Raw genomic sequence first — 24,966 nt, 5'->3', positions numbered from 1 at the left:
TTGGTAGTGCTTTCCACTGTATACCTGTTCGAAGTACATAAAAAATTGTTTCTAATATTTTTCTTGATTCAATTGGCTTTCTTCCAGCACCAGCAGCTCGTTTATATTCTTTATTCGGATCTCTTTGTTTCTCTGATATTAGATTTTTTACTTCTTCCCAAGACTCATCTTTATCCGAAGGCTACCATTGCTAATACCCCATCTTACTCAAAGTGGGGGATAAGCAATGCTATACCCCTGGATAAGTTCTTCTAAGGTTCAGATGGAGAAAGTATTCCTTACAAGCAAACTCCACCTGAGCCTAAGAATCACTTGATTAATATATTCTAAATGTTATTATCATTGTTGAATAGATATTAAATGCCTTCCTATGCTTTTTACCATTGATATTATATATGTTATTTTTTCACTATATAAAAAATGCCGTTAAAACCTGTGAATTAAAGGAATCATCGGCATGTTACCCTATACTATACTCTCTATTTAATACTTATATCCTAGTGAATATACTTTTTTACCTGTTCTAAATTTTCATATTCTAAAATATTATCAATTATAATTTTTAATGTTGGTACATCTAATTTTTGTATACCCTGTTTTAAATCATCTGGTATTATACCAAACTTCTTAATTAAAAGCTTTACTGCAGTCCTTGCAAGAGTTTTTGTCTCACCCTTTAATTCACCTTCTTTTAGCCCCTCTTGTAGTCCTTCTTCTTTACCTTTTTCATAAGACTCTCTATACAATGCCGATGACATATAAATCTCCTCCTTTACAAATTTTTCATACTCACTCTTTTGATAAAGCTTTTTCAAACATTCTACCAAAAGAAAATAATAATCCGCATCTTCTAATCCCTCTACTACTGTTAAACACTCCAATATATGCTCCTCTTCAGTTTCTCCATCATGCTTCATAAATACTCTAAGTGGATATAACACTATATATTTAAAGCTTATTTATCCTATGTTATCCTTCAAGTTTTATCTTAAACCAATCTATAATCTCAGGAAATACTTCATCTAAATAATTCTGAGTACAATGTTCACCATTCTCAGAATACTTAAGAGTTTTTTCACCTTTTGCCCATCTCATTATTTTTTCTGCATGAACTTTTGGTGATGGCATCACCTCATCTTTCCCGGCATGGTAGAAAAGTAAAGGTACCTTTAAATTAGGTTGCTCTTCAATATCCCAGTCGAACTTATCTCTTACCTCTTCTAAGTTCTCACACCCAGTCATATAAGTAACTCCTCTCTGCCAAATTGGGTTTAGAGCTTTTAACCCTTTTAATCCACCTATATAAACAAGTCCACTATTTCCAACTACCGCTTTTACTCTTGAATCATATGCTGCACATATTGGTGCTAAATACCCTCCAAGACTAAAGCCCACTAGTGCAATTTTAGTTAAGTCAATCTCATATATTTTTTGTTCTTCAAACCAATCAATAATAGCCGACACTGCCTTATGATATTCCTTTGCATCAAATTTCATCCTCTGCCACATCTCTCCTTGACCGGGTCCATCAAAAGTAAAGTGATTGAACCCCTGTTGTTTAAACAATCTCCCTTGGAAATGCCCTTCTGCTTCCTTAATATTATCCATACCATTTACAAAAATTATAAGTGGTTTACTGTTAGTATCAGAAAGTCTTAAGTATCCTGGGATTTTAACACCATTAAAGGGTATATCTATTCGTATTGGTTTTTCCTTTTTATCATATAAACTGATTGCTTTTTTATAGCTTTTTCTGGCTTTCTCTTGTGTACTTTCTTTTTGGGTACTATCAATGAAAAATATATGCTGACCTATATGATAACAGCCCACTGCCTCATGAAACAATTTTTTTGCTTTTGTTGCATATCCATTTTGTAAAGCCTCTTCTGCCATATTATATAAATGATTCCCTTCTTTAGTCCATTCATTACACCATTGTAACCAACTAGAAATTCTACTTATTACTCTTTTTATTCTTTCATACTCTACTCCAAAAGATAAGAATCTTCCATACCACCTGTAATAAGTTTTCTTCTCGCTAAAAATAAAGTGGAATGCGAACTTTTCCTTTAAGGTCAATTTTACCATGGAAACGCCTCCTTGAAATATACTAAACTTCTTGTAGTTATACATACTATAGTTATAGCAACTATCATAGGAAATTTAAATGCCTATTCGGCATTTTTACATATCTTCTCTAATACATTTAGAAAAATTCCTAAGTCTTCATCAGATATATCTTTCCTAAATTGCTCATTAATTGACTTAATATAGGGTATAAGGTCTTCAAACGTTTTCCTTCCTGCATCCGTAAGATAAATACATGAACTTCTCCTATCATTTTCATGTTTTTCCCTTATTACATATCCATTTTTGGAAAGTACATCTAATATTCTAGTTACATTAGTTTTATCTTTGTATGTTTTTACAGCAATTTCGCTTTGAATTGAACCAGGTTCCATATATAATATATTTAGTACTGTCCATTGCTCGAAGGTAATATGGTACCCCTTTTCTAGAAACAAGCTAAGAATTTTTCTCTTAATGCACACTTCACCTTTAATTATTAAATACCCAACTAATTTGGTATAATCATATTGTGTTTCCAAACTATCACCTACTTAAATTAAGTTGTTATAACTATAATAGCTCTACCAACTTAATTTGTCAATATACTCCCTTATTAAAAATTACTTAATCAAATCACTATTGAGATATTCCTTATCATGGTATATGGTCATTTGTATAGTTGATATATTAACTATAGTTCAAACAACTATAGTGTATGAGAATACTTTCTTATACACTTAAAATTAATCAATCGTATCACATCGTTCTTAGTGTTTTTACTGATTCTATTTTTTTAAATCTCTACCTTAGGCTCAATACTTTTAGGTAATTTCGTTCTTATTACAGCTGTGAAAAAAACTATATTTTATACTTTGCCATCGTTAATTTTATCCATGATCACAACTGCTATATCAGCCAAAAACTTGCTTTACGATATTCAAATAATATCTATAAATTAAATATTAAGTGCATGAAATTAATATACTTAAATGGAATCGTGTTTCTGACCCCTTTAGCAATTTTTCAAAATTATCTTGTACAAAGAAGTATAATAAATACAGCCCTTTATTTATTACAGTGCTTAGAAATTACTTATGGATGATAAAAAGGAAGTATTTCAAGAGATTATTTTACACATGCTGCACAACTAATACATTAACTCATATTGTCGGTTATAGTAACAGGAATGCCACCAATAATAACAAGACTACTATAACCACTAATTTCAGGAATACCCAATATATGGGAATATAGGCTTATCTTCTGCTTTTGCTTTGGCAAAGGCTTCTTTTCCCCAAGGATACCAATCAACAGGGTTATAAGCATGTTGAAGAAGATATGGCGATTTTTCTTTAGCCAATCTATTGGGCATTTCACTCATTAAGTTAGTCATTTTATCATTTCCCTTCTATAATATGATATTCCTTAGTATACCCTAAAAATAAAAAGGTACTACTTTTTATATAGCAGTACCCACTTGACTATTTACAATATATAAAAGAAAGAACCAATAACTGTGAACAATCACAACTTTACCATACATCATGTTTTCAAGAATCGGTAATATGTTTAAAGCAATCTTAGGAGACTCCTTTAACTGCCACTACCCAGCCTTTTTTATAATGTCAATTAGTGTTTTATCAAATAGAAATTCACTAAATTTATCAGCCATTGATACAAGACCTTTTGAATGTGTAAGCATATCTTTTGATGGAATAAATGTACAATTAATTTCTTTTAATGGATAGGATACTTCATACGGACACTCATCATCGCTTCCAACTGTTGAACTCACTCCATTAATATTAAGATTCAATTTACCCATCAGATATTGTTTATCTGACTTATTATTAATATTTGAAGCTTTTACTTCTAGAAATAATGACTTACGCTATTTAACAAAAAAATATTATTAACATTAGCAGATTTAAAATACTTTGAAATATCATCTATATTCTTACTTTTAGATATTTGAATGTCCGCATAAATTGCTTTAAGTAATTGTGTTTTCCCTGTTCCATTTTATCCCATTATTATATTTATGCCTTTTGAAAAATTGACTTTAAAGTCTTTAAATACAGTGAAATTTTTGAATTTTCTGTCCTTCTGCTTATCTAAAAAAGGCACATAACCGCAACCACCACATATACACAGGATTCTAATTTAATAGCCAAAGTATCATTGGAAGAAATATTGATTGCTGTTTTAGCAGAAAATTTACATGAACCTTTTCTTATAGCATTAAATATTACCCAACCAACCACAGCTCCTATAGTATTCATTATTAAATCATTTATATCTGTAGCACGGTGCATAAATAGTTGTCCAATTTCAAGGTACACTATAAAAAAATACCCCAATATATAATGCATTACTCCTATGTTCTTTTTAAGATGTTTACTATCTTTATTAATAATAACATTTAATATACTAATTACAACAAACGATATTACAAGGCTTTTTATTAGAATCATATTCTTCACCTCCCTCTAATGCAAACATATGATCATTATATAATACAAGTACTTATCATCATTATATCTAAAATTCAGCAGCAGCAACCTCTGTGTCACCAGATTACATACTCCGCGCAGAATACAGATTAACCTACTTGTTTTCCTGTTATTTTCCCATACTATTGTATATAGCTAATGCATCGGTAATATTATATTGTTCCGAATGGTGATCCCCTTTCGCACCAGCTGAAATAAGAATATATTCTTCTCTACCCACTTTGGCTAGACTGGCCAGACATAAACCAGCTTCACGGGTATATCCAGTTTTTCCTCCTAAAATTTCCCCATTAATAATGTTTTGATTGTTGAGTTCTCCAAACATGGTACTGTAAAAAGTTATCCCACCAGGGTGCTTATTAGTGGGCGATGTGGAATAACGGGATGAAGTAAAAATCTCCCGAAAAGTATCATTTTGCAAAGCATAGTTTAGAAGAATAGCCAGATCTTTCACTGTTGTATAGTGGTTTTGATTATGAAGCCCAGTTGCATTTTCAAAATGGGTATTGTCCATATCAAGAGCTGCTCCCTTTTGATTCATCATCTTTACGAATTCCTGCTCCGAACCAGCAATTTGATCTGAAAGCCCAATACAAGACTCCGCACCACTTGGCAGCATTACTCCATATAAAAGATCAATTGCCCTGACCTTTTCACCAGGCTGAAAACCTGTCATTGATGCATCTGCTTCATACAGCCCCTGAAATGTAGAAGTGGTAAGTTTTATTTCTTCCTTCAGATTAGGTAAATTTTCTATTGCAACAATAGCCGTCATAATTTTAGTCAAAGAAGCAGGATAGATTTTTTCTTCACTGTTTTTTTGCATTAATATAACATTATCTTTCAATCGGATCAGAATCACATTGTGGCTGTTAAGCTTATAGAGAGCTATAGAGCTAGTTGAATCTGGTTCTATCTTAAAGACATGTTGATTTTGTTGAGTAATTATAAATTTATAAACACTAACGGCAATAACAACTATCAGTAAAGATGTTAAAAATATACGTATTCCTGAGTTTTTCTTTTCTACTTTTGTTACCATAATAAAACAGCTCCTTATTCTGTACTGATATTATTTAACCATAGAAAAAAGAGCTGTATTGAAATTTCATCTTATGAACTTCTTAAGATTTTCTTAAGATTTTCTTATTTTAATTAATAAAAGGACAAACTATCTTACTTAAACAGATAATTTGCCCTTTTATTGCTTTTGTGGAAGAACCACAGTAAAGAATGTTTTTTCTGTATTACTCTGTACGAAAATATTGCCTCCATGTGCCTTTACAATCTCTCTTGCGATAGCCAGCCCAAGCCCCGCACCGCCTGTATTGGTGGAACGAGATGTGTCCAACCTAAAAAATTTCTCAAATATGGTTTCCAGTCTTTCTCTTGGAATAGGATTACCTTGATTCGTAAAAGTTATAATAATATTTTTATCTTGCTGCCAAGCAGAAATATCAATGATGCTGTTTTCATAACTGTAGACTATGGCGTTTTTCAGGATGTTATTGAATACACGGGCCAGTTTATCTGCATCTCCCCACAAAGTGACACCCTCAGGCACATTGACCGCCACCTTCTTTTCCTGTGGAGTTAACATTGGATAAAATTCATCTGCCATCTGCTGGAGCATCAACAGTAAATTAATTTTTTCTTTATTCAAAACAATAGTTTGAAGATTAAATCGTGTAATCTCAAAAAATTCATTTATAAGCTGCTCTAATCGATAAGACTTTTCCAAAGTAATACCCACATATTTTGCCTTCTGTTCAGGAGGCATATCAGGAGCTTCATCCAGAAGACTTAAGTATCCTATAATGGAGGTCAGGGGTGTCTTTATATCGTGAGCCAAGTAAACTACCAGATCATTTTTGCGCTGCTCGGCATCAAGGGCAACTTTCTTTTGTTTTTCCAAGTTATCTTTTATCTGATTAATTTTATTTTCCATAAAATCCAATTCAGGTGATAATGTAATTTTATCATGAGATTCCTCTGCAAGTTTATCCATTCCCATACTGATCTCATCGAAATATTTAGTAAACCAAGAAACTGAAAATTTAAGTAAAACAATAAAAAATATGAAAATTGCAATCAATGTAATAAATTCAACATTATTAAGAAATGCATAGTGATAAATGGCCAGGGCCTCCCTGTCACGTAAATGCAGCCTATTCATTAAAAAACTTACAATGCTATCTCCAAAACTAAAGCATTCTTGAATTGTAAAACGCAGGAAGATAACAATTGCAGCTGCAGCAAAAACAATAAGGAGCATTTCAATAAATACTTTCCTCTTCAATTTGGAATAATCATTTTTTCGTTTATCTATTTTACTTTTCAATCTTATAACCAACCCCCCACACCGTCTTGATATATTTAGGATGTTCCGCACTGTCCTGCATTTTTCCTCTCAGATGTCGTATATGAACCATTACAGTATTGTTGCTGTTAGTATAATACTTATCTCCCCATACTTCACGGAACAATTCTTCCGAACTTACCACTCTTCCACGATTGGAGCAAAGAACCCAAAGAATTGAAAACTCCGTGGGAGTAAGATATAATTTTTTTTCATTCAGAGTACATTCATGGGTATCCATATCCAATACCAAGCTAGAAAAGGCAATCAAGTGTTCTTCCTGGTTTAGCTCCACGGAATTATATCTGGTAAATCTCCTAAGTTGTGCCTTAACACGGGCAACAAGCTCTAAAGGTCGAAAGGGTTTTGTTATGTAATCATCTGCCCCTAGTGTCAACCCTGTAATTTTATCAATTTCTTCTTCTTTAGCAGTCAGCATGATAACAGGAAAATTATGATTTTCCCTAATTTTCTGACAGATAGTAAATCCATCAATATCCGGTAGCATAACATCAAGTATGGCAAGCTCTAACTGTTCTGACTCAACACACCGTAACGCATCTTCACCGGTATAAAATTTATATATCGTAAAGCCTTCATTTTTTAAATACACTTCAATTAAATCCGCTATGGGCTGTTCATCATCTACAACCAAAATATTCATACTCATAAGTTCTATCCTTTCTTCCGATTAAACACTCATTATTATTATAATACTGCAAAATAAAAATTCACATCATAATAATTTTCTTAATAAAATCTTAAGGTTTTATTAAGATAGCTTTAACCTTTCTCACACTACTTTGGATTTCTCAATTATTTCATTATTAATTAAGAAGAATTACTACCTGTAAAAAACATTAAACTGACATACCAATTACACGATAAATATTATAGTAGCTTAAATTCAAAAAAGGAGGTAATTTTTATAAATATTAATTCTATTGGAACTATAAATAATAACATTAATATTTCAAATTATACTACTGACAAAACAAAAAAATCATATGATAATGTCAAATTAAATGATAACACTTCAAATGTTCAAGTAGGAAAACAAAATTTAGGAACTGACATATTTATTAAATCTAAAGAAGAAGATACAGAAAAATTATCATATGAACCTAAAAAAAAGAAACTCTCCACAGAAGAAATTGCATTCTTAAAAGAGGAACAAGAAAATCTTAAAACAGATCTTATAAAAAAGTTTATAAATGATACCATAAGCGCACAAAATACTCTACTGGAAAAATCAACTGGAAATACAATTACCGGAATGTCAGAGGAAACCAAAGATTTACTTACTAAAATATTTGGTTCCCTAGAAAATGCATATCCTCCACTTGCAACAACACAAGAAGATGCTCAAAAAGCTATATCAGAGGGCGGATCATACTCTATAGATGCAGTGGCAGACCGTATTATGACCATGGCAAAATTTATGGCAGGAGACGATCCTGATAAATTACAACAGATGAGAGAAGCTGTAGAGAAGGGATTTTCCCAGGCAGGATTGGATTTTAATAACGCAACTGACAGTGATTTACCACAAATCTGCAAGGACACCTGTACGGAGGTTATGAGGAGATTTGATGAATTACAGGGAGTCACTAAAGACGATACTGACAGCCACAATAAAAACACTGCAGATAAAAAATAAAATGGGTACAAACCTTAAATTAAATTATTATATTTTTAGAAAATACCTATTAATCTGAGCAAAAATGGGGATGTGGCACCAAAAATAACTATTATTCTATATCCATATAAGTTATTTAATGCTTCATCCCTTTATCTGAAAGGCTACCGTCGGAGAAGGTATTCCCTGAAAGCAAACTTCACCTGTCTAAGAATCACTTGACAAAATAACCCTACTCTTTAAAGTTTTATACTATAAAATCCACTTGCTGAACAGTACCTACGGTACCATTTTCTTCCATAAATATTCCAGAACTTTTTACTTCTGCCATACTTTTATTTTGACTATTTTTCATTGAAAATTCACTACCTATATTTCCTAAATAAATAGCTCCTATGCTCTTTTCTCCCAAAGCAAAAAGCTTATCATTTCCTTCTTCATCTTTAGTCCATATTCTCAATTTATTAAAAATATCATCGTTTTCATCAATCCAATTGTTATGATCACTATCATATTTAGCTAAATCTTCAAATCCATTTCCGGAGTTAGGACCAAACAATTCTCCCCCATTATTTATAACTCCGTCACCATTTAAATCCAGTGAAAGAAATCCACTTCCACTTTTCAGAGAAGAAATTTGATCTTCTTTCCCATCTGAATCCAAATCAAAGCTGAATTTCGTAGAAGTAAGCTCTGCTGCCTTTCCATCAAAATTGATTACTAAAGGATCAATCCTATTCTCCGTTTGAATAGATAAATTAGTTTCTGTATAAAAAGACCTACTCATGCTAAGGCTTATATCAAAATTTATTTCTTTTCCATCTGCAGTATGAATTAAACCGGACGATTTAAAAGATGTTCTCTCCTTTTCTAAATAGGATTCATTTAGGTTGTACTGAAAGCCCCTTCCTATTTGAGGACTTCTGTTAGAATTTATGTTTAACGCCGGAAAATTCATATATGAATCAAAACTGATACTCTCTGGCATTTGAATATTCAATTCCACAGGAGACCAAAATCTAATATTCCTATTAAAAATAGACCTTAAAAGATCCTGTAAAATCTTAATTTTTAAATCATCTTCTGTTGTAATCATATAACTCATATCTACACTAGTAGTTACTCCGCTAAACTGTAAAGCTTTTCCCATATATTCCATTCCCTTTGAAAGTTCTTTTTCTTTTTCCATAAAATCCTTTGCTTCATCTGACAGTTCTAGTTTATCTCCATCCACCAAGCTTTCCTCAAACTCTTTAAGCTGTTGCGACATATTGTCCCCATAATTTTCCCATAAATTTAAATTTTCTACTTTGCCATAAATTTTTGCTAAACTGTGCTGACTAGACATTTTAATACTTGAATCTTGAATTTTCATAACTTACCTCCCTGTTATTAATCCATTCTTAAATCCAAATAGAGTATAGTATAAAAGCCTCTTGTCCGTCTGAACCTCAGAATGGTCTATCCAAGACCTATTAATATTTGCTCCTTATTTTAAAAATATGGAGAACAAAAATTATAGCCTTAAGATAATATTAAAGCCACTTCCCTGTTAGCTTTTGAATTATTACACACAGTATATTAAAATACGCCACAAATAATTCTATATAGTTTATCGTATTTTAAAAATTTATCTTAAATTTCCATAATAATTTTACATACATTAATTATCTTTAACTCATTATTGATATATTATTTATATTATCCTCGTTATATTAATAATATATTAAAAAATCACTTGTTTTTTTAGATTTTTTATATTAAAATATAAAAAATTCACCATTATAAACTTTTACTTAGGAGGTAATTATATTATGGAACAAGTTATAATAGAAGTTATAGAATCTAAATGTAGTTGTTATAAAAAGGGGGACAAAATATCTATAAAAAATACACTTATAGATATGGAAAACACAGATAATGTATGCGTAATGGCTCTACAATCCTTTTTTCCTTTTGTATTTGCTACTAGAAAAGGTGTCACTCCACAACAAATGGGATTTGGAGAAAAACTTATAGTTCAATGTCCTGATTACTGTGATGAAGTTATTTTTCAAATCAAAAAAATTTAATCAAGTATTTTTAAAAATTATTCTTTATAAATAAAAAACACCCTTTCAAGGCAATAATTTTAAATGATAAATTTATAATTATTTATAAAAAAGAGTGTTTTTTATTATAAAATTGTAAAGTTTAATTTAAACAGTTATTATAGACTTTTACTTTTTTATTATATGTACACAAAACAATTTATATTTTATAATTTAATATTCAAATACTCCCATATTTTCACATAAGTAAATCATAAGTTTTTTATCCTTTAGTATTTTTTTATAAGAACATAAAAATTCATTTAATTCCGTATCCTGCAGATTTATCTTTCCTGTACTTTCTAAAATTACTTTTTCTTCGTTTATAAATATGGATAGATTATTTACAGAATTATTTATACTATATGTAGTCATTAACACATTTCCTATGTCTTTTTTATATTTTTCCTGAAAACTCAATGTTTTTCTAATGGTTTCATAATCATTTCCCTTTTCTAAAGATGATATATCAATTCCCATACTCTTCATTTGCTTTTCCACATCTTCTATATTAAATCCATACCTTTTCATAAGTTCTTTTTGAATATTAAATAGTTTTTCATGGGATATATTATTTTTCTCCATGTATTTTTGAATCTTCTCAGAAAAATCTCCCATAGTCAATTTGCCTTGAGACATATCATAACTTAGTCCATATACATAATCTTCAAATTTTTCCACGTCTTTTTCTCTGGCCTTATTTTTAAGAACATTAAAATCCACAACTCTCTCATCATCCACAAAAATTCCTCCTCAATAATATACTATAAGATATATTTGAATACCTTCAATTATTATAATACTATAAATCACAGTAAATTTCCTGCTTTATCGTAGATTGGAAGTTGTAAGTGAAATATACTTGATATTTTTATCACAACTACAAAATATCTAATTCCCTTATTTATTAATTATACGTAAAAGATTCATTATTATTCTCTATGGAAGAATTAAAATAAAGGGTTATGTCATATTTAAATGTTTAAAATCATATATTTTCTCAAATGTATATCTCTATTAACCCTTATATTTATCAGTTAGGAGATGATTTAAATTGGAATCTACTATTATATTAATAATAATATTAACTGCTTCTGTTCTTGGAAAAGCTAATTCTGTAGCAGTAGCCACCTGTTTTCTCTTAATTCTGAAGCTTTTAAATGCAGATAAATTTATATTTCCCTACTTGGAGGAAAAGGGATTATTTCTGGGATTAGTAATACTTATAGCATCTATTTTAATACCTATTGCCCAAGGAGAAGTGTCCTATATAAATATTAAAAGTGTATTCACCTCATGGCTTGGAATATTTGCCCTCTTAGTTTCTCTTTTTACAACTTATTTAAGCGGACTTGGTGTAAACTACCTAACCATTCAAGGTCACAGCGAAATTATGCCTGCTTTAATTTTAGGCTCTGTAATTGCAGCTGCTTTCCTAGGTGGCGTTCCTGTAGGTCCCATGATAACATCTGGTCTGATAGCATTAGGTTTAAAACTATTTAATAAAATAGGCTTGTAAATATAACTGTATCACTATCTTATACTAAAGTACTTTGTTAAAAATATTTACTTGTATTATAAAATTGAAAGGATTATACTTTTATATAGAAAACGTTATAATGGACATAGGTTTGCAACTGCTGTAAACTTAAAATAAATAATTGAAAAGGATGTGTTTCACATGACAAAAAGAAAAATTTTAATACCGGTAGATGGCACCGAGCGAAGTATGCACTCTCTTAATTGGATAAAAAAATTATTTGCAAAGGATGAAATACAAGTAACTCTTATGAATGTTGTAGAAATGTTTATGGCAAAAGATACCATGATAAAAGACAAAATGTTTAGAGCCAAGCAATCAAGCCATAGAGTTTTAGAAAAAGCTGAAAAAGAACTTGAAGGTTATGATGTGGAAAAATATCTTACTTTCGGATATGCAGATGATAAAATCCTCAAAAAAGCGGAACAGGATAAATTTGACATGATAGTTATGACAAGATCCACAAAAACAGCTTTGGATAGAATGATTGGCTCTGTAACCAGCAAAGTTATAAAAAATGCTAATACCCTGGTTGCTATCATTCCAGAATAAAACTAATTATAAAATTTTACTAAAAATATATATTTATATTATGGTAATTATAATATAGGAACTTTTATTTAACATATTATTGAAAAGGATGTGTTTTACATGACAAAGAAAAAAATTTTGGTGCCTTTGGATGGAACTGAACGAAGTATGCATTCTATTGACTGGCTAAAAAAGTTATTCAAAGAAGACAGAGTTACAATAACCCTTATGACTATTAGAGAGATCGTTATGGCAAACGATATGACCATAACAAACACCACTATAGAACAAGCTCAAAAGGATATGGATGAAATATTAGACAAAGCTGAGAAAAAACTTGAAGGCTATGACGTAGAAAAATATAGTGATTTTGGCTCCGCTGCTGATAAAATACTGTTAAAATCAAAATTGGATAATTATGATGTAATAATTATGACTAAATCCAATAAAAAAGGACTGGCTAGAATTATTGGTTCTGTAACTAACAAGGTATTGAAAAATGCCCATACATTAGTTATAGTTGTTCCAGAATAAAGGCTCGCTATGCTTATCATCTTTAGGGTCATAACACCTTCAAAGTATTATGACCCGAATACATTTTTAACTTTTTCCAAATATATTTATCCTTTAAATCATTTCACTTTAAACTTCTTAACCTGTTCCCTCATAAGTTCTGCCTGACTTGAAAGTTCTTCACTGGCAGAGGCACTTTCTTCAGATGCAGTAGAATTTTGCTGTACCACTTCTGATACTTGCATTATTCCTCCCTTAATCTGTTCAAGACCTGCAGCTTGTTCACTGGAAGCAGCAGCTATTTCTCTTACTATATTGTCCACTTCTACAACACCCTTTACAATTTTATCAAAGGCTTCCGCCGTTTCATGCACAATCCTGGTGCCTCTTTCTGACTTCTTAATTGAATTTTCTATGAGAGAAGTGGTTTCCTTTGCCGCATTTGCTGATTTGGCAGCCAAATTTCTCACCTCTTCTGCCACTACTGCAAAGCCCTTTCCATATTGTCCTGCCCTTGCAGCTTCTACAGCGGCATTTAACGCCAAAATATTTGTCTGGAAAGCAATTTCATCTATGACTTTTATAATTTTATGTATATTTTCCGATGCAGCATTTATCTCATCCATACTTTCAAGCATTTCTCTCATATGTGAACTGCCTTCTTTTGCATTGTTTTTAACTTCTTCCGTGAGTTTATTTGCTGTATTTGAGTTATCTGCATTAAATTTTGTATTTGAAGAAATTTCTTCTAAAGAGGCCGTGAGCTGTTCTATGGAACTAGCCTGCTCAGAAGCTCCTTGAGAAAGAATTATACCCGAATCTGCTATTTGCTTAGAGCCTATGGCCACCTGATCTGCCGCAAAATTGATACTTTTTATCACTTCATTCAAGTGAATTGCCATCTTTTTAAAACTATTTTTAAGTATTCCTATTTCATCCCTAGAATCAACCTTGATCTCAATATTTAAATCTCCTTCTGCAATTTTATTTGCAGAATACATAATTTCTGTTATAGGTTTACTTACAGATGATGATATGAATATACCAAGTAATACCGCAACAATTATTCCTATAACCATTAAAACTGTAACTAATGTCTTTACTATACCAGCAGTTTCATCATTACTATGTGAAAAACTTTTAGCATTGCTTTCTTTAAGATTTACAATAGTTTTTAGATCATTTTCCACATTCCCTTGAATTTTTGCAAGTTCACTGTAAATCAAATTAACAGCTTCATCTTTTTTATTATTTTTTGATAATTCCATAACCTTGTTAGCTACATCCATATACTTGGATTTGTTCTCCTTAAGAGTTCGAATTTTTTGCTTCTCCATATCAGTTACAATAGTTTGTGAAAATTCTTCTAGTTCCTTATCAAAATTATCACTATCTGCTCTTACATTATCTGAATATTTGGTAATGTTAACTCCATCTCGTGATAAAGTCACATCTCTTAAATCGGCTTTTATATTATTATAGGAACTAGTAATTGTTACTAATTGTCCTAAGGGTACTGTCATATTTTCATATAATTCAGTATCCAACTTATCAACCTTACTTATACCATTTATGCCTATAAGACCAATCACCAGTGCAATTGCCATTATCATACCAAAACCAATTAATAATCTACTTCCTATTTTTAAATTATTAAACCATTTCATATCTTATCTCCTTTAATATTAAATATTGTCTGAGAATATATTTACCTCTTCATCACTTAACAGCTTGTTACAATCCAAAAGCAATTTTATACTATTTGGAGATTTTCCAATACCTTTTATAAACCTATTTTTATGATTTCCTATTTCTGGCGGCTCTACAATTTCAAAATCAGGTATATCCACTACCTCCAATACACTGTCCACAACTAAACCTATAGTTACATCCTCCACTTCTATCACTACAATACATGTCCTATTGTTATATTCCCTATACTCCTCTTTAAATCTCAGCCTTACATCCATTATAGGTATAATTTTACCTCTCAAATTTATTATACCTTTTATATATTCGGGCAGCTCTGGTATCTTACTTATAGGTTGAATCCCTATTATTTCAATAACATATTTAATATCTATGCCATAGAATTCATTAGCCAGTATAAATATAAGATACTTGTCTTTTTGAGTATCTTCTCCATTTTCCATAAAAATATCATATACAGCCTTAGTCATATCTACAAATATCCTCCCTATAAAACAAATTATTTTATCGAAACAAGTTTTTCACCTGACACTATCCATCAATTATACTTATCAATTCACCTACATTAAGTATTAAACTAATATTTCCACCCCCTAATACTGTACAACCAGATATACCCTTGATATTTTTGATCTTTTTTACATAATCGGGGAGAGGTTTTACTACCACCTGCTGTTGTCCCAACAATTCATCTGCAAATATACATACAAGCTTATCTTCATTTTTTGCCATAACAATTATTCCATCTGTTAACTTTTTGATACCCTTTTCAATTCCATATACCTTATGTATACGAATTACAGGATAGCATTTCTCTCTTACCATTATCATTTCATCTTTTTCAATATGAAAAATATCATCAGATTTTGGTCTAAAAAACTCAGTTATTGCAGCAATAGGAATAGTATAATAATAATTACCCACCCTCACATTTATTCCATCTATAATTGCAAGAGTACTTGGTATCTTTATAGTTATTATGGTTCCCTCATTCTCTTTACTTTGGGCTGTAATCATACCCCCAATATCTTTAATATTTTTTACTACTACATCCATTCCTACCCCACGGCCACTAAATTCTGTTACATTTTCCTTTACAGAAAAACCCGGAATAAATATTAAATCATAAATTTCCTTGTCACTCATTTCATCCGCAGGTTTTTTTAAAATTCCTTTTTCAGCGGCCTTTTTTAAAATTCTTTCTTTATTAAATCCTGCCCCGTCATCTTTTATAATCACTACAACATAGTTATCCTCATTCTTTGCCTCTAAAACGATAGTTCCCTCTTCACTTTTACCAAGAGCTTTTCTACATTCTACAGATTCTATTCCATGATCAATGGAATTACGCACCAGGTGCATAAGAGGATCTGATATGTGCTCTATTATATTTTTATCTACTTCTGTATCTTCTCCAATAAATTTCAACTTAACCTTCTTATTCAACTTTTTATTCATGTCATGTACTATACGATTCATCTTGTGGAAAGTTCCATATACAGGTACCATCCTCACAGACATTACTGTATCCTGAATTTCCTTAGTAATTTTACGAAGTTGTCTTACAGATTTCCCGAAGTTATCCAGTTTCAATCCCTTTAAATCTGGATTCTCAGTTACCATAGATTCTGCAATAACCATTTCCTCCACTAAATCCATAAGTTTATCAAGTTTTTCCACCCTTACACTTATAAAATTCTGCACACCAGATTTATCCAGTATTTTTTTCTGCTTTCTATCCAAAACAGCATGGACAACATGTTCACCTAAATCCGAATTTTCTTCTGAGGTGGAAACACCACAAAATCCTTTCTCCATATGCATAAGTTCAAAGCTTTTTAAAAAAATTGTATGTTTTAAGATCTCCTCTACTTCCTCATAGGACTTATTACATTTTACAAATAATTTGAATCCTTCCCTGCGTATTAAATTACAAGTATTGTCATCCTCAATTATATTTTCAGGAACATAATATATTTCCCTGCAAAATTCTTTAAAAGTTTCCACTACAGTATAGGCCCTTAAATTTTCCATCTGACAGTTATCTTCAAAAAATATTACAGCTTTATAGAAAATATTTTTATCCTGAATATTTTCACCTTTATTTTCTATTGATAAATCACACTTACTTAATTTTTCAAGGAATTTTACATTTTCACTTATCATATCATCACACATTGCCTGTACTGTATCTCCAGCCTTTATTTTATCAATTTCCCCTTTTATAAAGTCTACAGAGTTTAGTATAAGATCGGATAGTTCCTTATAATCCAGATATTCAGATTTATTTTCTCTTATAAAATACAATAGATCTTCTATGGAATGTGCCAGCATTGAAATATAATCATAGGACATCATAGCAGAAGAACCTTTAATTGTATGCACAATACGAAAGATTTCGTCAATAGATTCCTTACTGTAACAATTTGAATTTTCATTATTCAGTGCTAAAGTTTCAAGCTTATTTATTAAATCACAAGTTTCAAATATATAGGATTCAAGTATAGGATCCTTTGAGTATTTATTTGTCATACCTTTTTACCTCTTAAATAATATCTAAATAAACATCACTTTATTAAGTGTTTCAATCAACTGTTCCTCTTTAAATGGTTTAACAATAAATGATTTGGCCCCATTTAATATAGATTTTTTTACCATAGATTCTTGCCCCATAGCAGTTATCATTACAATTTTGGCTTCCCTATCAAATTTCTTAATTTCTTTAAGTACTTCAATACCATCCATATCAGGCATAGTAATATCCAAAGTAACAATATCAGGATTAAACTGCTTATATTTAGAAATTGCAGTTTTTCCATTTCCAGCCTCCCCAACAACCTCAAAATCATTACTCTGCAGCATAGTCCTTAAAGAAATTCTCATAAAAGATGCATCATCCACAATAAGTACCTTTGTCATAAAAATCCTCCTTATATTGTATTTTTCCATTCAATTTGTTGTAAAAATTTATTTTATGATAAAAATGAATTTAATTATAAAAATAATTAAATATAATTACAATAAATATATATGTTCTACATTTCTCACGTTTTTCCTTTATTTTTATGATATTTGGAACAAAAAAAATAAGAGTCCTGCTCTTTAAAGTGCACTCCAGACTCTTTTCAATTGTTTATAATCTTCTAAATTTTTCAGGCTTATATCCATATTTGCCACTTAAAACATCATCAATAAGTGAAATAAGCTTTTCCTTATCCTCCGATAAAGTTCCACTTAAAGCTACATAATTTGATGCATGGTTACTTCTAAAAACACAATTGTTGGTATGAATATTTTTAATTAATTCCCTTGTTTCCAGCATAATTTCTTCAGGGCTTAAAAGCTTGAATTTTCCACTATTAATATCATCATACATTTTTGTTCCAGGTTCTACCATAAGAGTTAAAAGTCCTACATAATCAGGGTTGATAGCAGTTATAACCCTGGCAGATTCTCTGGCATTTTCCTGCCATTTTTCCTTTCCGCCTATACCTGAAATAAATGTTGCAGAGATTTTAATGCCGCTTTTTTTAATTTTTTGTCCTGCCTCTATTATTTCCTCTGAGGTAACTCCTTTTTGTATTTCCTTTAATATTAAATCACTTCCACTTTCTATTCCCATGTAAAATATGCCCATGCCTAAACTCTTCAATTCTTTAAGATCCTCAAGAGACTTTCTCAATATATCTTTAGGTGTAGCATAGGCAGATACTCTTTTACATTCTGGAAACAACTCTTTTATTTTAAGCAATATTTGTGTTAATTTTTCCATAGGCAGTACAATGGAATCGCCATCTGCCAAAAATATACGTTCTACATGTCCATACATTTGTCTTGCTTCATACAGATCTCCATATACCTCTTCCAAGCTTTTTATTCTGAATTTTTTAGCTTTATACATATTACAAAAAGTACACTTATTATGTGCACATCCCACACTAATCTGAATTATCAGGCTATAGGCTTCGCTAGGTGGTCTGTAAATAATACCCTCATACTTCATATAATCTCCTCCCTTTTTATAAACATATTAATAAAATTTATTCATGAAGAATATTTTTCTCCCTTTAAATTTTAAATTATACTGCTAATTATAGCATTTTTATTATATACTATAAACTAGGAAAGTGTGAACTTATTATTTGACATCTAAAGTTCCATAGACTTTCCAGCTTCCCAGAGTATGATGTAAATACTCATATATTGGATACCTGAGTAACTATACCTCCGTCTCGGGAAACATAATTACCTGAAGAATTGATTTTAAAAAATTAGAAATAAATCAATTTTAAATATTTAAAATAAGTACCAGTTTATAATACTTTGTCCTAAAAATACTGTAATAAAAGAAGACATAACAATAAATGGACCAAAGGGTATATAATCCTTTCTGGATTTTTTCCCAAGTAAAATAAGGAAAAATCCTATAACTGCTCCCATAATAAAAGCCAAAAACATCATAAACACAGTATACTTAAATCCTAAAAACAATCCACATACAACTACAATCTCTACATCTCCCCAGCCCATGCCTCCTCTTGTTGCAAAGATAATTAAAGCTAAGAATAATCCTGCGAATAACCCTCCATAGATATATGTTTTTACGGGAAAACCCATGTAAACATATATTCCCAAAAACATTAGTGCAAAAATTATGCCCACAGCTGTAGTTTTAAAATAAACATCCGTAGTGTCAAAATCTATCACTCCTATTACAATCATAATACTGACAAATACCATATACTTTATAAATTCTATACCTATTCCCAAATTAATGTAAATAAGAAAATATAAAAAACCTGTTGCAAATTCCAGTATACAGTATCTCGGCTGTATTTTTTCACTGCAATACCTGCATTTTCCCCTTAAAATGATATAACTTACTATAGGAATCAGATCATAGGGCTTAATTTTTCTATTACAATTTACACAGTGGGAAGGTGGATACAAAATAGACTCACCCCTAGGTATTCTATATATGCAAACATTTAAAAAGCTTCCCAGGATAGTCCCAAAAATAAAAAACAAAATTCCATAATAAATATCCATAATTATTCTCCATTTTTTAAAAACAAAACCCTGTATCCATAAAATATAAATACAGGGTTGGTTGCAGCACTAACTCCAATACACATAAGATCATCCAAATTAAAGTATACGTCTTATAATTTCTCCTTATTTGTTTAATTTTAACATAAAAGTACTCCAATTTCAATAAACTTTGAAAAATAATTTATTGCATAATATGACATTTTATTATAATGAATGTATTTAATATAATATGCCAAGATGAAAGAAACTCTGTAGTTCACATGTTAAAAAATTCATCCTACGAAGAGTTTCATTTTAATACCTTCTACTGTAAAAAAACAACTCAAAATTTCCTGTGGAAGTGTCCTTTATTCCAATGGAATTAAACTCAAATAAGGTAATTTTAAATTTTGCAAAAGATATCACATCACAACTGCAACAGGAAGAAAACATAGAAATTCTGGCTTCTATTGTAGAATATTCAGAAGATGCCATCTTAAATAAAGACTTAAATGATATTATTACAAGCTGGAACAGAGGTGCTGAAAAACTCTATGGCTATAGAAAAGATGAAATTATAGGAAAACATATATCCAAACTTATACCTGATGAAATTATAAGAGATGTGGAGATAATTCTGGATAAAACAAAAAAAGGCATATAAATATATCATCATGAAACTACACGCCTAACAAAAAGTAGGAAAAAAATACAGGTATCAATATGCATTTCCCCTATTTACAATAGAGAAAAAAAATTGTAGGAGCCTTTGCAATTGCAAGAGACATAACAGATAAAAGATCAAAAGAACAAAAGCTAAAAGAAAAATATGAGGAACTTTCCGCCATATACGAAGAACTGGCTGCTGCTGAGGAAGAACTAAGAAGTAATTACATTGAACTAGAAAATGCAAAAATAGTAGCCGAAAATGCAAATGCAGCAGATGAATTAAAATTAAGACAGGTTCTCATAAACCTATTTAACAATTCACTTAAATATACAGAAAAAGGACATATATTATTTAAAATCAAGAAAATATCTCAAGTAAATGAAAAGGTAATTTTAGAGTTTTCTATAGAGGATACGGGTACAGGTATTAAAGATAAATTTAAAAAGCAGATTTTTAAAAAATTTGTTTATCAAAATACGTCTTTGGAGAATTATTATTCCTCCACCGGTCTTGGACTTTTAGTATCCAAAGAACTTGCAAAAATCATGAATGGAGATATATGGTTTGAAAGTACTGAAAATATAGGAAGCACCTTCAACTGCTAAATTTTTACTGTATTTCAATAAATATGAAAACAACAAACTAACACCTGCATCCATCAATTCTACTGCTGTAAATAAAAATATTTTAATAGTAGAAAACAATGAAATAAACATGCAAATAGCCTGCAGTATGTTAAAAAAACTAGGCTACAATTTTTTAAGTGCCTATAATGGGGAATCAAGCACTAAAAATATTGGAAACCATGTCTGTGGATTTAATACTCATGGATATACAAAATGCCAGAGTTAAATGGTCTTGAAACCACAAGAATAATAAGGAAAAATGAACTTTACGAAAAACATCGCATACCTATAATTGCACTAACTGTATATGCCATGCCTGGTGATAGAGAACTCTGTATCGAAGGGTGAATGGATGATTATATCTCAAAACCTTTCGATATATATACTAAAAAATATTCTACAGCGATTTCTACAATAAAGAACTAAAAAATTTTTCTTATTTGTATTGACACAATAATATAAATATGATAATTTTATGTTGCACAAGATGCACAAAATTGATTTGAAGGAATCGTATAACCGGCGGCAGTGGAATTAACCACAAGGAGTACGATTTTTTAAAAGCCGACCGCCTGGGCAATCAAAAAGTCCAGGGGGTCTTTTTGATTACAAAATTTAAGATAATTTGCAATTTAACCTGTTACAAATTACCAGAATATTATTGAAAAGAGGGGCTTTTATGAAAAAAGAATGGAAAAATTTTAATTCAGGAAATTGGATGGAAAATATTAATGTAAGAAATTTCATACAAAAAAATTATACTCCTTATAATGGAGATGAAAGTTTTTTAACCTCTCCTACGGAAAAAACTAAAAAAGTGTGGAAAAAATCTGAAAAACTTATTTTAGAGGAAATTAAAAATGGCGGTGTATTAAATGTAGATACAAATACTGTATCTGGAATTGATAATTTCAAGCCTGGTTATATAGACAGGGAAAATGAAGTTATTGTAGGACTGCAGACAGATGCCCCACTTAAGAGAATAGTAAATCCCTTTGGTGGAATAAAAATGGCTAAAGATGCCCTTACGGATTATGGATACAAAATTGATGAAAATATGAATACTATATTTACAAAGTATAGAAAAACCCACAATGAAGGTGTATTTGATGCATATACAGAAGAGATAAGAGCCGCAAGACATGTGGGTCTTATAACAGGACTTCCAGATGCCTACGGAAGAGGAAGAATAATAGGTGACTTTAGACGAGTCGCACTCTATGGAATAGATTATTTAATTGAAGAGAAGAAAAAAGATTTAAAGTCCTTAAAAAGTGATAATATGCTGGAGGATATATTAAGACAGAGAGAAGAAGTATCAGAGCAGATAAAAGCTCTTTACAAAATTAAAAATATGGCTGCAAGTTATGGAATAGACATATCAAATCCAGCTAAAAATGCAAAGGAAGCAGTGCAATTTACTTATTTTGGCTATCTTGCAGGCATAAAAGAAAATAATGGAGCTGCAATGTCTCTTGGAAGAGTTTCCACATTTTTGGATATATATATTGAAAAGGATCTTGCTGAAGGAACTTTAACTGAACAGGAAGCTCAGGAACTTATAGATCAATTTGTAATAAAATTAAGACTTGAAAGACATTTAAGAACTCCAGACTACAATGAACTATTTGCCGGAGACCCTAATTGGGTAACTGAATGTATAGGTGGTATGTCCATAGATGGAAGGACACTGGTTACCAAGAACTCATATAGATTTTTAAATACCCTTACAAATCTAGGATCTGCCCCTGAACCAAATATAACAATACTATGGTCACAAAATCTGCCGGAACCTTTTAAGAAATACTGCAGCAGAATGTCTATTGAAACAGACGCACTGCAATACGAAAATGATGACCTTATGAGACCTGTGTATGGAGATGACTATGGTATAGCCTGCTGCGTATCTGCCATGGCTCTTGGAAAAGAAATGCAATTTTTCGGTGCTAGATGCAATATTGCAAAATCCCTTTTATATGCCATAAACCAGGGTTCAGATGAAAAAACCTTTGAAAAAATAGTACCTCATATAGAAAAAATGGAAGATGAAATTCTAGATTATGAAAAGGTAAAGAAAAATTATTTTAAGGTACTTGAATATGTGGCAAAATTATATGTAAATGCCCTTAACACAATTCATTATATGCATGATAAATATGCTTATGAAGCAGGACTTATGGCTCTTCACGATACCAAAGTCCACAGATTCCTGGCTTGCGGTATAGCCGGCCTTTCAGTAGCAGCAGATTCACTAAGTGCCATAAAATATGGAAAAGTTACCCCAATCAGAAACCAAAAAGGCATAGCAGTGGCTTTTAAAACAGAAGGAGATTTTCCAAAGTATGGCAATGACGATGACAGGGTAGATGATATAGCTGTTGAAATTGTAAATAAATTCATAAATGAACTCAGAAAAACCCAAACCTATAGAAATGCAGAACATACCCTCTCCGTACTTACCATAACTTCAAATGTAATGTACGGTAAAAAGACAGGGTCCACACCAGATAGGAGAAAATCAGGAGAACCTTTTGCCCCAGGTGCCAACCCAATGCACGGAAGAGACAAAGAAGGTGCTCTTGCATCTTTAAATTCCGTGGCTAAGATACCTTACCGTTCTGTATGTCAGGATGGTGTTTCAAACACCTTTTCCATTGTACCAGAGGCCCTTGGAAAAGACTTGAATACAAGAACAAATAACTTAGTCTCCATTTTAGATGGATATTTCTCAAAGGGGGCACACCATTTAAATGTAAATGTAATGCACCGTGAAACCCTGTTGGATGCTGTAGAAAATCCTGAAAAATATCCAACTTTAACTATACGTGTTTCAGGATATGCAGTTCATTTTATAAAACTTACAAAAGAGCAGCAGGAAGAAGTAATCAAAAGAACTTTCCATGAAAGAGTTTAAAAGGTGATTTTATGGGGAAAATTCATTCCATAGAAACCATGGGACTGGTAGACGGTCCTGGAATAAGAGTGGTGGTATTTTTTCAAGGATGCAGATTAAGATGTGCCTTCTGCCATAATCCAGACACCTGGATTATGGATGATGGCAAGGAAATAACAGCTGATGAACTTATAAAAAAAATATCAAAATTCAAGGTGTACTTTGAAAAATCCGGCGGAGGGGTTACCTGCTCTGGAGGAGAACCTCTTATGCAACCTGAATTCCTGCTTGAATTTTTCAAACTGTGCAAAGAAAACAACATAAACACGGCCTTGGACACCTCAGGCTTTGGAAAGGGAAACTATGAAGAAATTTTAAAATATACAGACCTTGTAATTCTGGATATAAAACATGTAGATGAAAAAGGCTATAGAGATTTGACGGGATGTTCCATGGAGGAATTTTATCACTTTCTTGAATATGTGAACCATACAAATTGCCCTCTGTGGTTAAGACATGTAATGGTACCTGGAATTACAGACAGCTTTCAAGCCATGGATAAACTTGCAGATATAATTCAAAGTAATATACCCCTAGATAGAATAGATAATTTCGAGATTCTTCCCTACCACACACTGGGGGTAAATAAATATGATAATTTAAAAATACCCTATAGGCTAAAAGGTATAAACAGTATGGATATAGCCCGGGGAAAAATCTTTGAAAACTACCTTATAGATAAATTAAAATTAAAAATCACAAAGTAAATTAAGCCCCTATA

General features: G+C 31.1%; 25 protein-coding genes, 2 pseudogenes and 1 riboswitch. Of the genes and pseudogenes, 9 read left to right on the top strand and 18 right to left on the bottom strand.

Annotation, left to right across the window (positions count from 1 at the left end; translation table 11 throughout):
• The 10 genes and pseudogenes from V7Q02_RS08790 to vanR all read right to left on the bottom strand — a co-directional run.
• Positions 1 to 157: pseudogene (locus V7Q02_RS08790) on the bottom strand (transposase); the annotation flags it as partial.
• A 340-nt stretch (positions 158 to 497) separates the two neighbouring features.
• Entirely contained in the window at positions 498 to 917 is a 420-nt protein-coding gene (locus tag V7Q02_RS08785) for a DUF4351 domain-containing protein (protein WP_333860636.1), read from the bottom strand.
• A gap of 52 nt (positions 918 to 969) precedes the next feature.
• Positions 970 to 2,088 carry an alpha/beta hydrolase family protein gene (locus tag V7Q02_RS08780; protein ID WP_333860635.1) on the bottom strand — a complete coding sequence of 373 codons (1,119 nt, stop codon included), beginning with the start codon at positions 2,086 to 2,088 and terminating at the stop codon, positions 970 to 972.
• Positions 2,089 to 2,171: 83 nt separating this feature from the next.
• Positions 2,172 to 2,609 (bottom strand): MarR family winged helix-turn-helix transcriptional regulator, encoded by a 438-nt coding sequence (locus V7Q02_RS08775; RefSeq protein ID WP_333860634.1) that lies wholly within the window; start codon positions 2,607 to 2,609, stop codon positions 2,172 to 2,174.
• A gap of 689 nt (positions 2,610 to 3,298) precedes the next feature.
• Positions 3,299 to 3,463: pseudogene (locus V7Q02_RS08770) on the bottom strand (DUF255 domain-containing protein); the annotation flags it as partial.
• 210 nt (positions 3,464 to 3,673) lie between these two features.
• Entirely contained in the window at positions 3,674 to 3,895 is a 222-nt protein-coding gene (locus V7Q02_RS08765; RefSeq protein WP_333860633.1) for a hypothetical protein, read from the bottom strand.
• 289 nt (positions 3,896 to 4,184) lie between these two features.
• Positions 4,185 to 4,544, bottom strand: coding sequence for a VanZ family protein (locus V7Q02_RS08760; RefSeq protein ID WP_333860632.1), 360 nt, complete (start codon positions 4,542 to 4,544; stop codon positions 4,185 to 4,187).
• A gap of 148 nt (positions 4,545 to 4,692) precedes the next feature.
• A complete protein-coding gene (locus V7Q02_RS08755; RefSeq protein ID WP_333860631.1) occupies positions 4,693 to 5,625 on the bottom strand; it encodes a D-alanyl-D-alanine carboxypeptidase family protein in 933 nt (310 codons plus the stop codon).
• Positions 5,626 to 5,784: 159 nt separating this feature from the next.
• Complete coding sequence (gene vanS / locus V7Q02_RS08750; protein WP_442882161.1) at positions 5,785 to 6,936, bottom strand: vancomycin resistance histidine kinase VanS; 1,152 nt, start codon at positions 6,934 to 6,936, stop codon at positions 5,785 to 5,787.
• A complete protein-coding gene (vanR, locus tag V7Q02_RS08745; protein WP_333860629.1) occupies positions 6,914 to 7,612 on the bottom strand; it encodes a VanR-ABDEGLN family response regulator transcription factor in 699 nt (232 codons plus the stop codon). The genes vanS and vanR overlap by 23 nt, the downstream gene beginning before the upstream one ends.
• Before the next feature lie 606 nt (positions 7,613 to 8,218).
• Between vanR and V7Q02_RS08740 the strand changes: the two genes are divergently transcribed.
• Positions 8,219 to 8,602 (top strand): hypothetical protein, encoded by a 384-nt coding sequence (locus V7Q02_RS08740; protein WP_333860628.1) that lies wholly within the window; start codon positions 8,219 to 8,221, stop codon positions 8,600 to 8,602.
• A gap of 226 nt (positions 8,603 to 8,828) precedes the next feature.
• Here the strand turns inward: V7Q02_RS08740 and V7Q02_RS08735 are convergent, their stop codons facing one another.
• Positions 8,829 to 9,956 (bottom strand): hypothetical protein, encoded by a 1,128-nt coding sequence (locus V7Q02_RS08735; RefSeq protein WP_333860627.1) that lies wholly within the window; start codon positions 9,954 to 9,956, stop codon positions 8,829 to 8,831.
• A 439-nt stretch (positions 9,957 to 10,395) separates the two neighbouring features.
• Between V7Q02_RS08735 and V7Q02_RS08730 the strand changes: the two genes are divergently transcribed.
• The gene (locus V7Q02_RS08730; RefSeq protein WP_333860626.1) at positions 10,396 to 10,653 is read left to right on the top strand and encodes a TIGR04076 family protein; all 258 of its coding nucleotides are present in this window, start codon (positions 10,396 to 10,398) and stop codon (positions 10,651 to 10,653) included.
• Between the two features lie 192 nt (positions 10,654 to 10,845).
• Here the strand turns inward: V7Q02_RS08730 and V7Q02_RS08725 are convergent, their stop codons facing one another.
• Entirely contained in the window at positions 10,846 to 11,412 is a 567-nt protein-coding gene (locus tag V7Q02_RS08725) for a DUF3867 domain-containing protein (protein ID WP_333860625.1), read from the bottom strand.
• Between the two features lie 313 nt (positions 11,413 to 11,725).
• Here V7Q02_RS08725 and V7Q02_RS08720 point away from each other — a divergent pair, with 313 nt between their 5' ends.
• The 3 genes from V7Q02_RS08720 to V7Q02_RS08710 all read left to right on the top strand — a co-directional run bounded on the left by V7Q02_RS08720 (position 11,726) and on the right by V7Q02_RS08710 (position 13,276).
• Positions 11,726 to 12,190 (top strand): DUF441 domain-containing protein, encoded by a 465-nt coding sequence (locus V7Q02_RS08720; protein ID WP_333860624.1) that lies wholly within the window; start codon positions 11,726 to 11,728, stop codon positions 12,188 to 12,190.
• 162 nt (positions 12,191 to 12,352) lie between these two features.
• Positions 12,353 to 12,763, top strand: a complete 411-nt coding sequence (locus V7Q02_RS08715; RefSeq protein WP_333860623.1) for a universal stress protein — start codon at positions 12,353 to 12,355, stop codon at positions 12,761 to 12,763.
• A 99-nt stretch (positions 12,764 to 12,862) separates the two neighbouring features.
• Entirely contained in the window at positions 12,863 to 13,276 is a 414-nt protein-coding gene (locus V7Q02_RS08710; protein ID WP_333860622.1) for a universal stress protein, read from the top strand.
• A gap of 98 nt (positions 13,277 to 13,374) precedes the next feature.
• Here the strand turns inward: V7Q02_RS08710 and V7Q02_RS08705 are convergent, their stop codons facing one another.
• The 6 genes from V7Q02_RS08705 to V7Q02_RS08680 form a co-directional block, all read right to left on the bottom strand.
• Positions 13,375 to 14,922 carry a methyl-accepting chemotaxis protein gene (locus tag V7Q02_RS08705; RefSeq protein WP_333860621.1) on the bottom strand — a complete coding sequence of 516 codons (1,548 nt, stop codon included), beginning with the start codon at positions 14,920 to 14,922 and terminating at the stop codon, positions 13,375 to 13,377.
• 18 nt (positions 14,923 to 14,940) lie between these two features.
• Positions 14,941 to 15,435, bottom strand: coding sequence for a chemotaxis protein CheW (locus tag V7Q02_RS08700; RefSeq protein ID WP_333860620.1), 495 nt, complete (start codon positions 15,433 to 15,435; stop codon positions 14,941 to 14,943).
• 61 nt (positions 15,436 to 15,496) lie between these two features.
• Positions 15,497 to 17,497 (bottom strand): chemotaxis protein CheA, encoded by a 2,001-nt coding sequence (locus tag V7Q02_RS08695; protein ID WP_333860619.1) that lies wholly within the window; start codon positions 17,495 to 17,497, stop codon positions 15,497 to 15,499.
• A 24-nt stretch (positions 17,498 to 17,521) separates the two neighbouring features.
• Positions 17,522 to 17,884: a response regulator gene (locus tag V7Q02_RS08690; protein WP_333860618.1), complete on the bottom strand. Its 363-nt coding sequence runs from the start codon at positions 17,882 to 17,884 to the stop codon at positions 17,522 to 17,524.
• 214 nt (positions 17,885 to 18,098) lie between these two features.
• A complete protein-coding gene (locus V7Q02_RS08685; protein ID WP_333860617.1) occupies positions 18,099 to 18,968 on the bottom strand; it encodes a radical SAM protein in 870 nt (289 codons plus the stop codon).
• Positions 18,969 to 19,261: 293 nt separating this feature from the next.
• Complete coding sequence (locus V7Q02_RS08680) at positions 19,262 to 20,014, bottom strand: prepilin peptidase (RefSeq protein WP_333860615.1); 753 nt, start codon at positions 20,012 to 20,014, stop codon at positions 19,262 to 19,264.
• Between the two features lie 337 nt (positions 20,015 to 20,351).
• Between V7Q02_RS08680 and V7Q02_RS08675 the strand changes: the two genes are divergently transcribed.
• The 4 genes from V7Q02_RS08675 to pflA all read left to right on the top strand — a co-directional run bounded on the left by V7Q02_RS08675 (position 20,352) and on the right by pflA (position 24,952).
• A complete protein-coding gene (locus tag V7Q02_RS08675) occupies positions 20,352 to 20,660 on the top strand; it encodes a PAS domain S-box protein (RefSeq protein ID WP_333860614.1) in 309 nt (102 codons plus the stop codon).
• A gap of 92 nt (positions 20,661 to 20,752) precedes the next feature.
• Entirely contained in the window at positions 20,753 to 21,271 is a 519-nt protein-coding gene (locus tag V7Q02_RS08670) for an ATP-binding protein (protein ID WP_333860639.1), read from the top strand.
• A 526-nt stretch (positions 21,272 to 21,797) separates the two neighbouring features.
• A riboswitch (ZMP/ZTP riboswitch) is annotated at positions 21,798 to 21,877 on the top strand.
• Between the two features lie 94 nt (positions 21,878 to 21,971).
• Positions 21,972 to 24,206, top strand: a complete 2,235-nt coding sequence (pflB, locus tag V7Q02_RS08665) for a formate C-acetyltransferase (protein WP_333860612.1) — start codon at positions 21,972 to 21,974, stop codon at positions 24,204 to 24,206.
• 11 nt (positions 24,207 to 24,217) lie between these two features.
• Positions 24,218 to 24,952, top strand: coding sequence for a pyruvate formate-lyase-activating protein (pflA, locus tag V7Q02_RS08660; protein ID WP_333860611.1), 735 nt, complete (start codon positions 24,218 to 24,220; stop codon positions 24,950 to 24,952).
• The last annotated feature ends 14 nt before the right edge of the window (positions 24,953 to 24,966 follow it).

The organism is Clostridium sp., from assembly GCF_036781005.1.
In the GTDB taxonomy this organism is placed as follows: Bacteria; Bacillota; Clostridia; order Clostridiales; family Clostridiaceae; genus Clostridium_B.
Note: the sequence above shows the minus strand (reverse complement) of the source record. Positions and strands in the feature narration are given on the sequence as shown.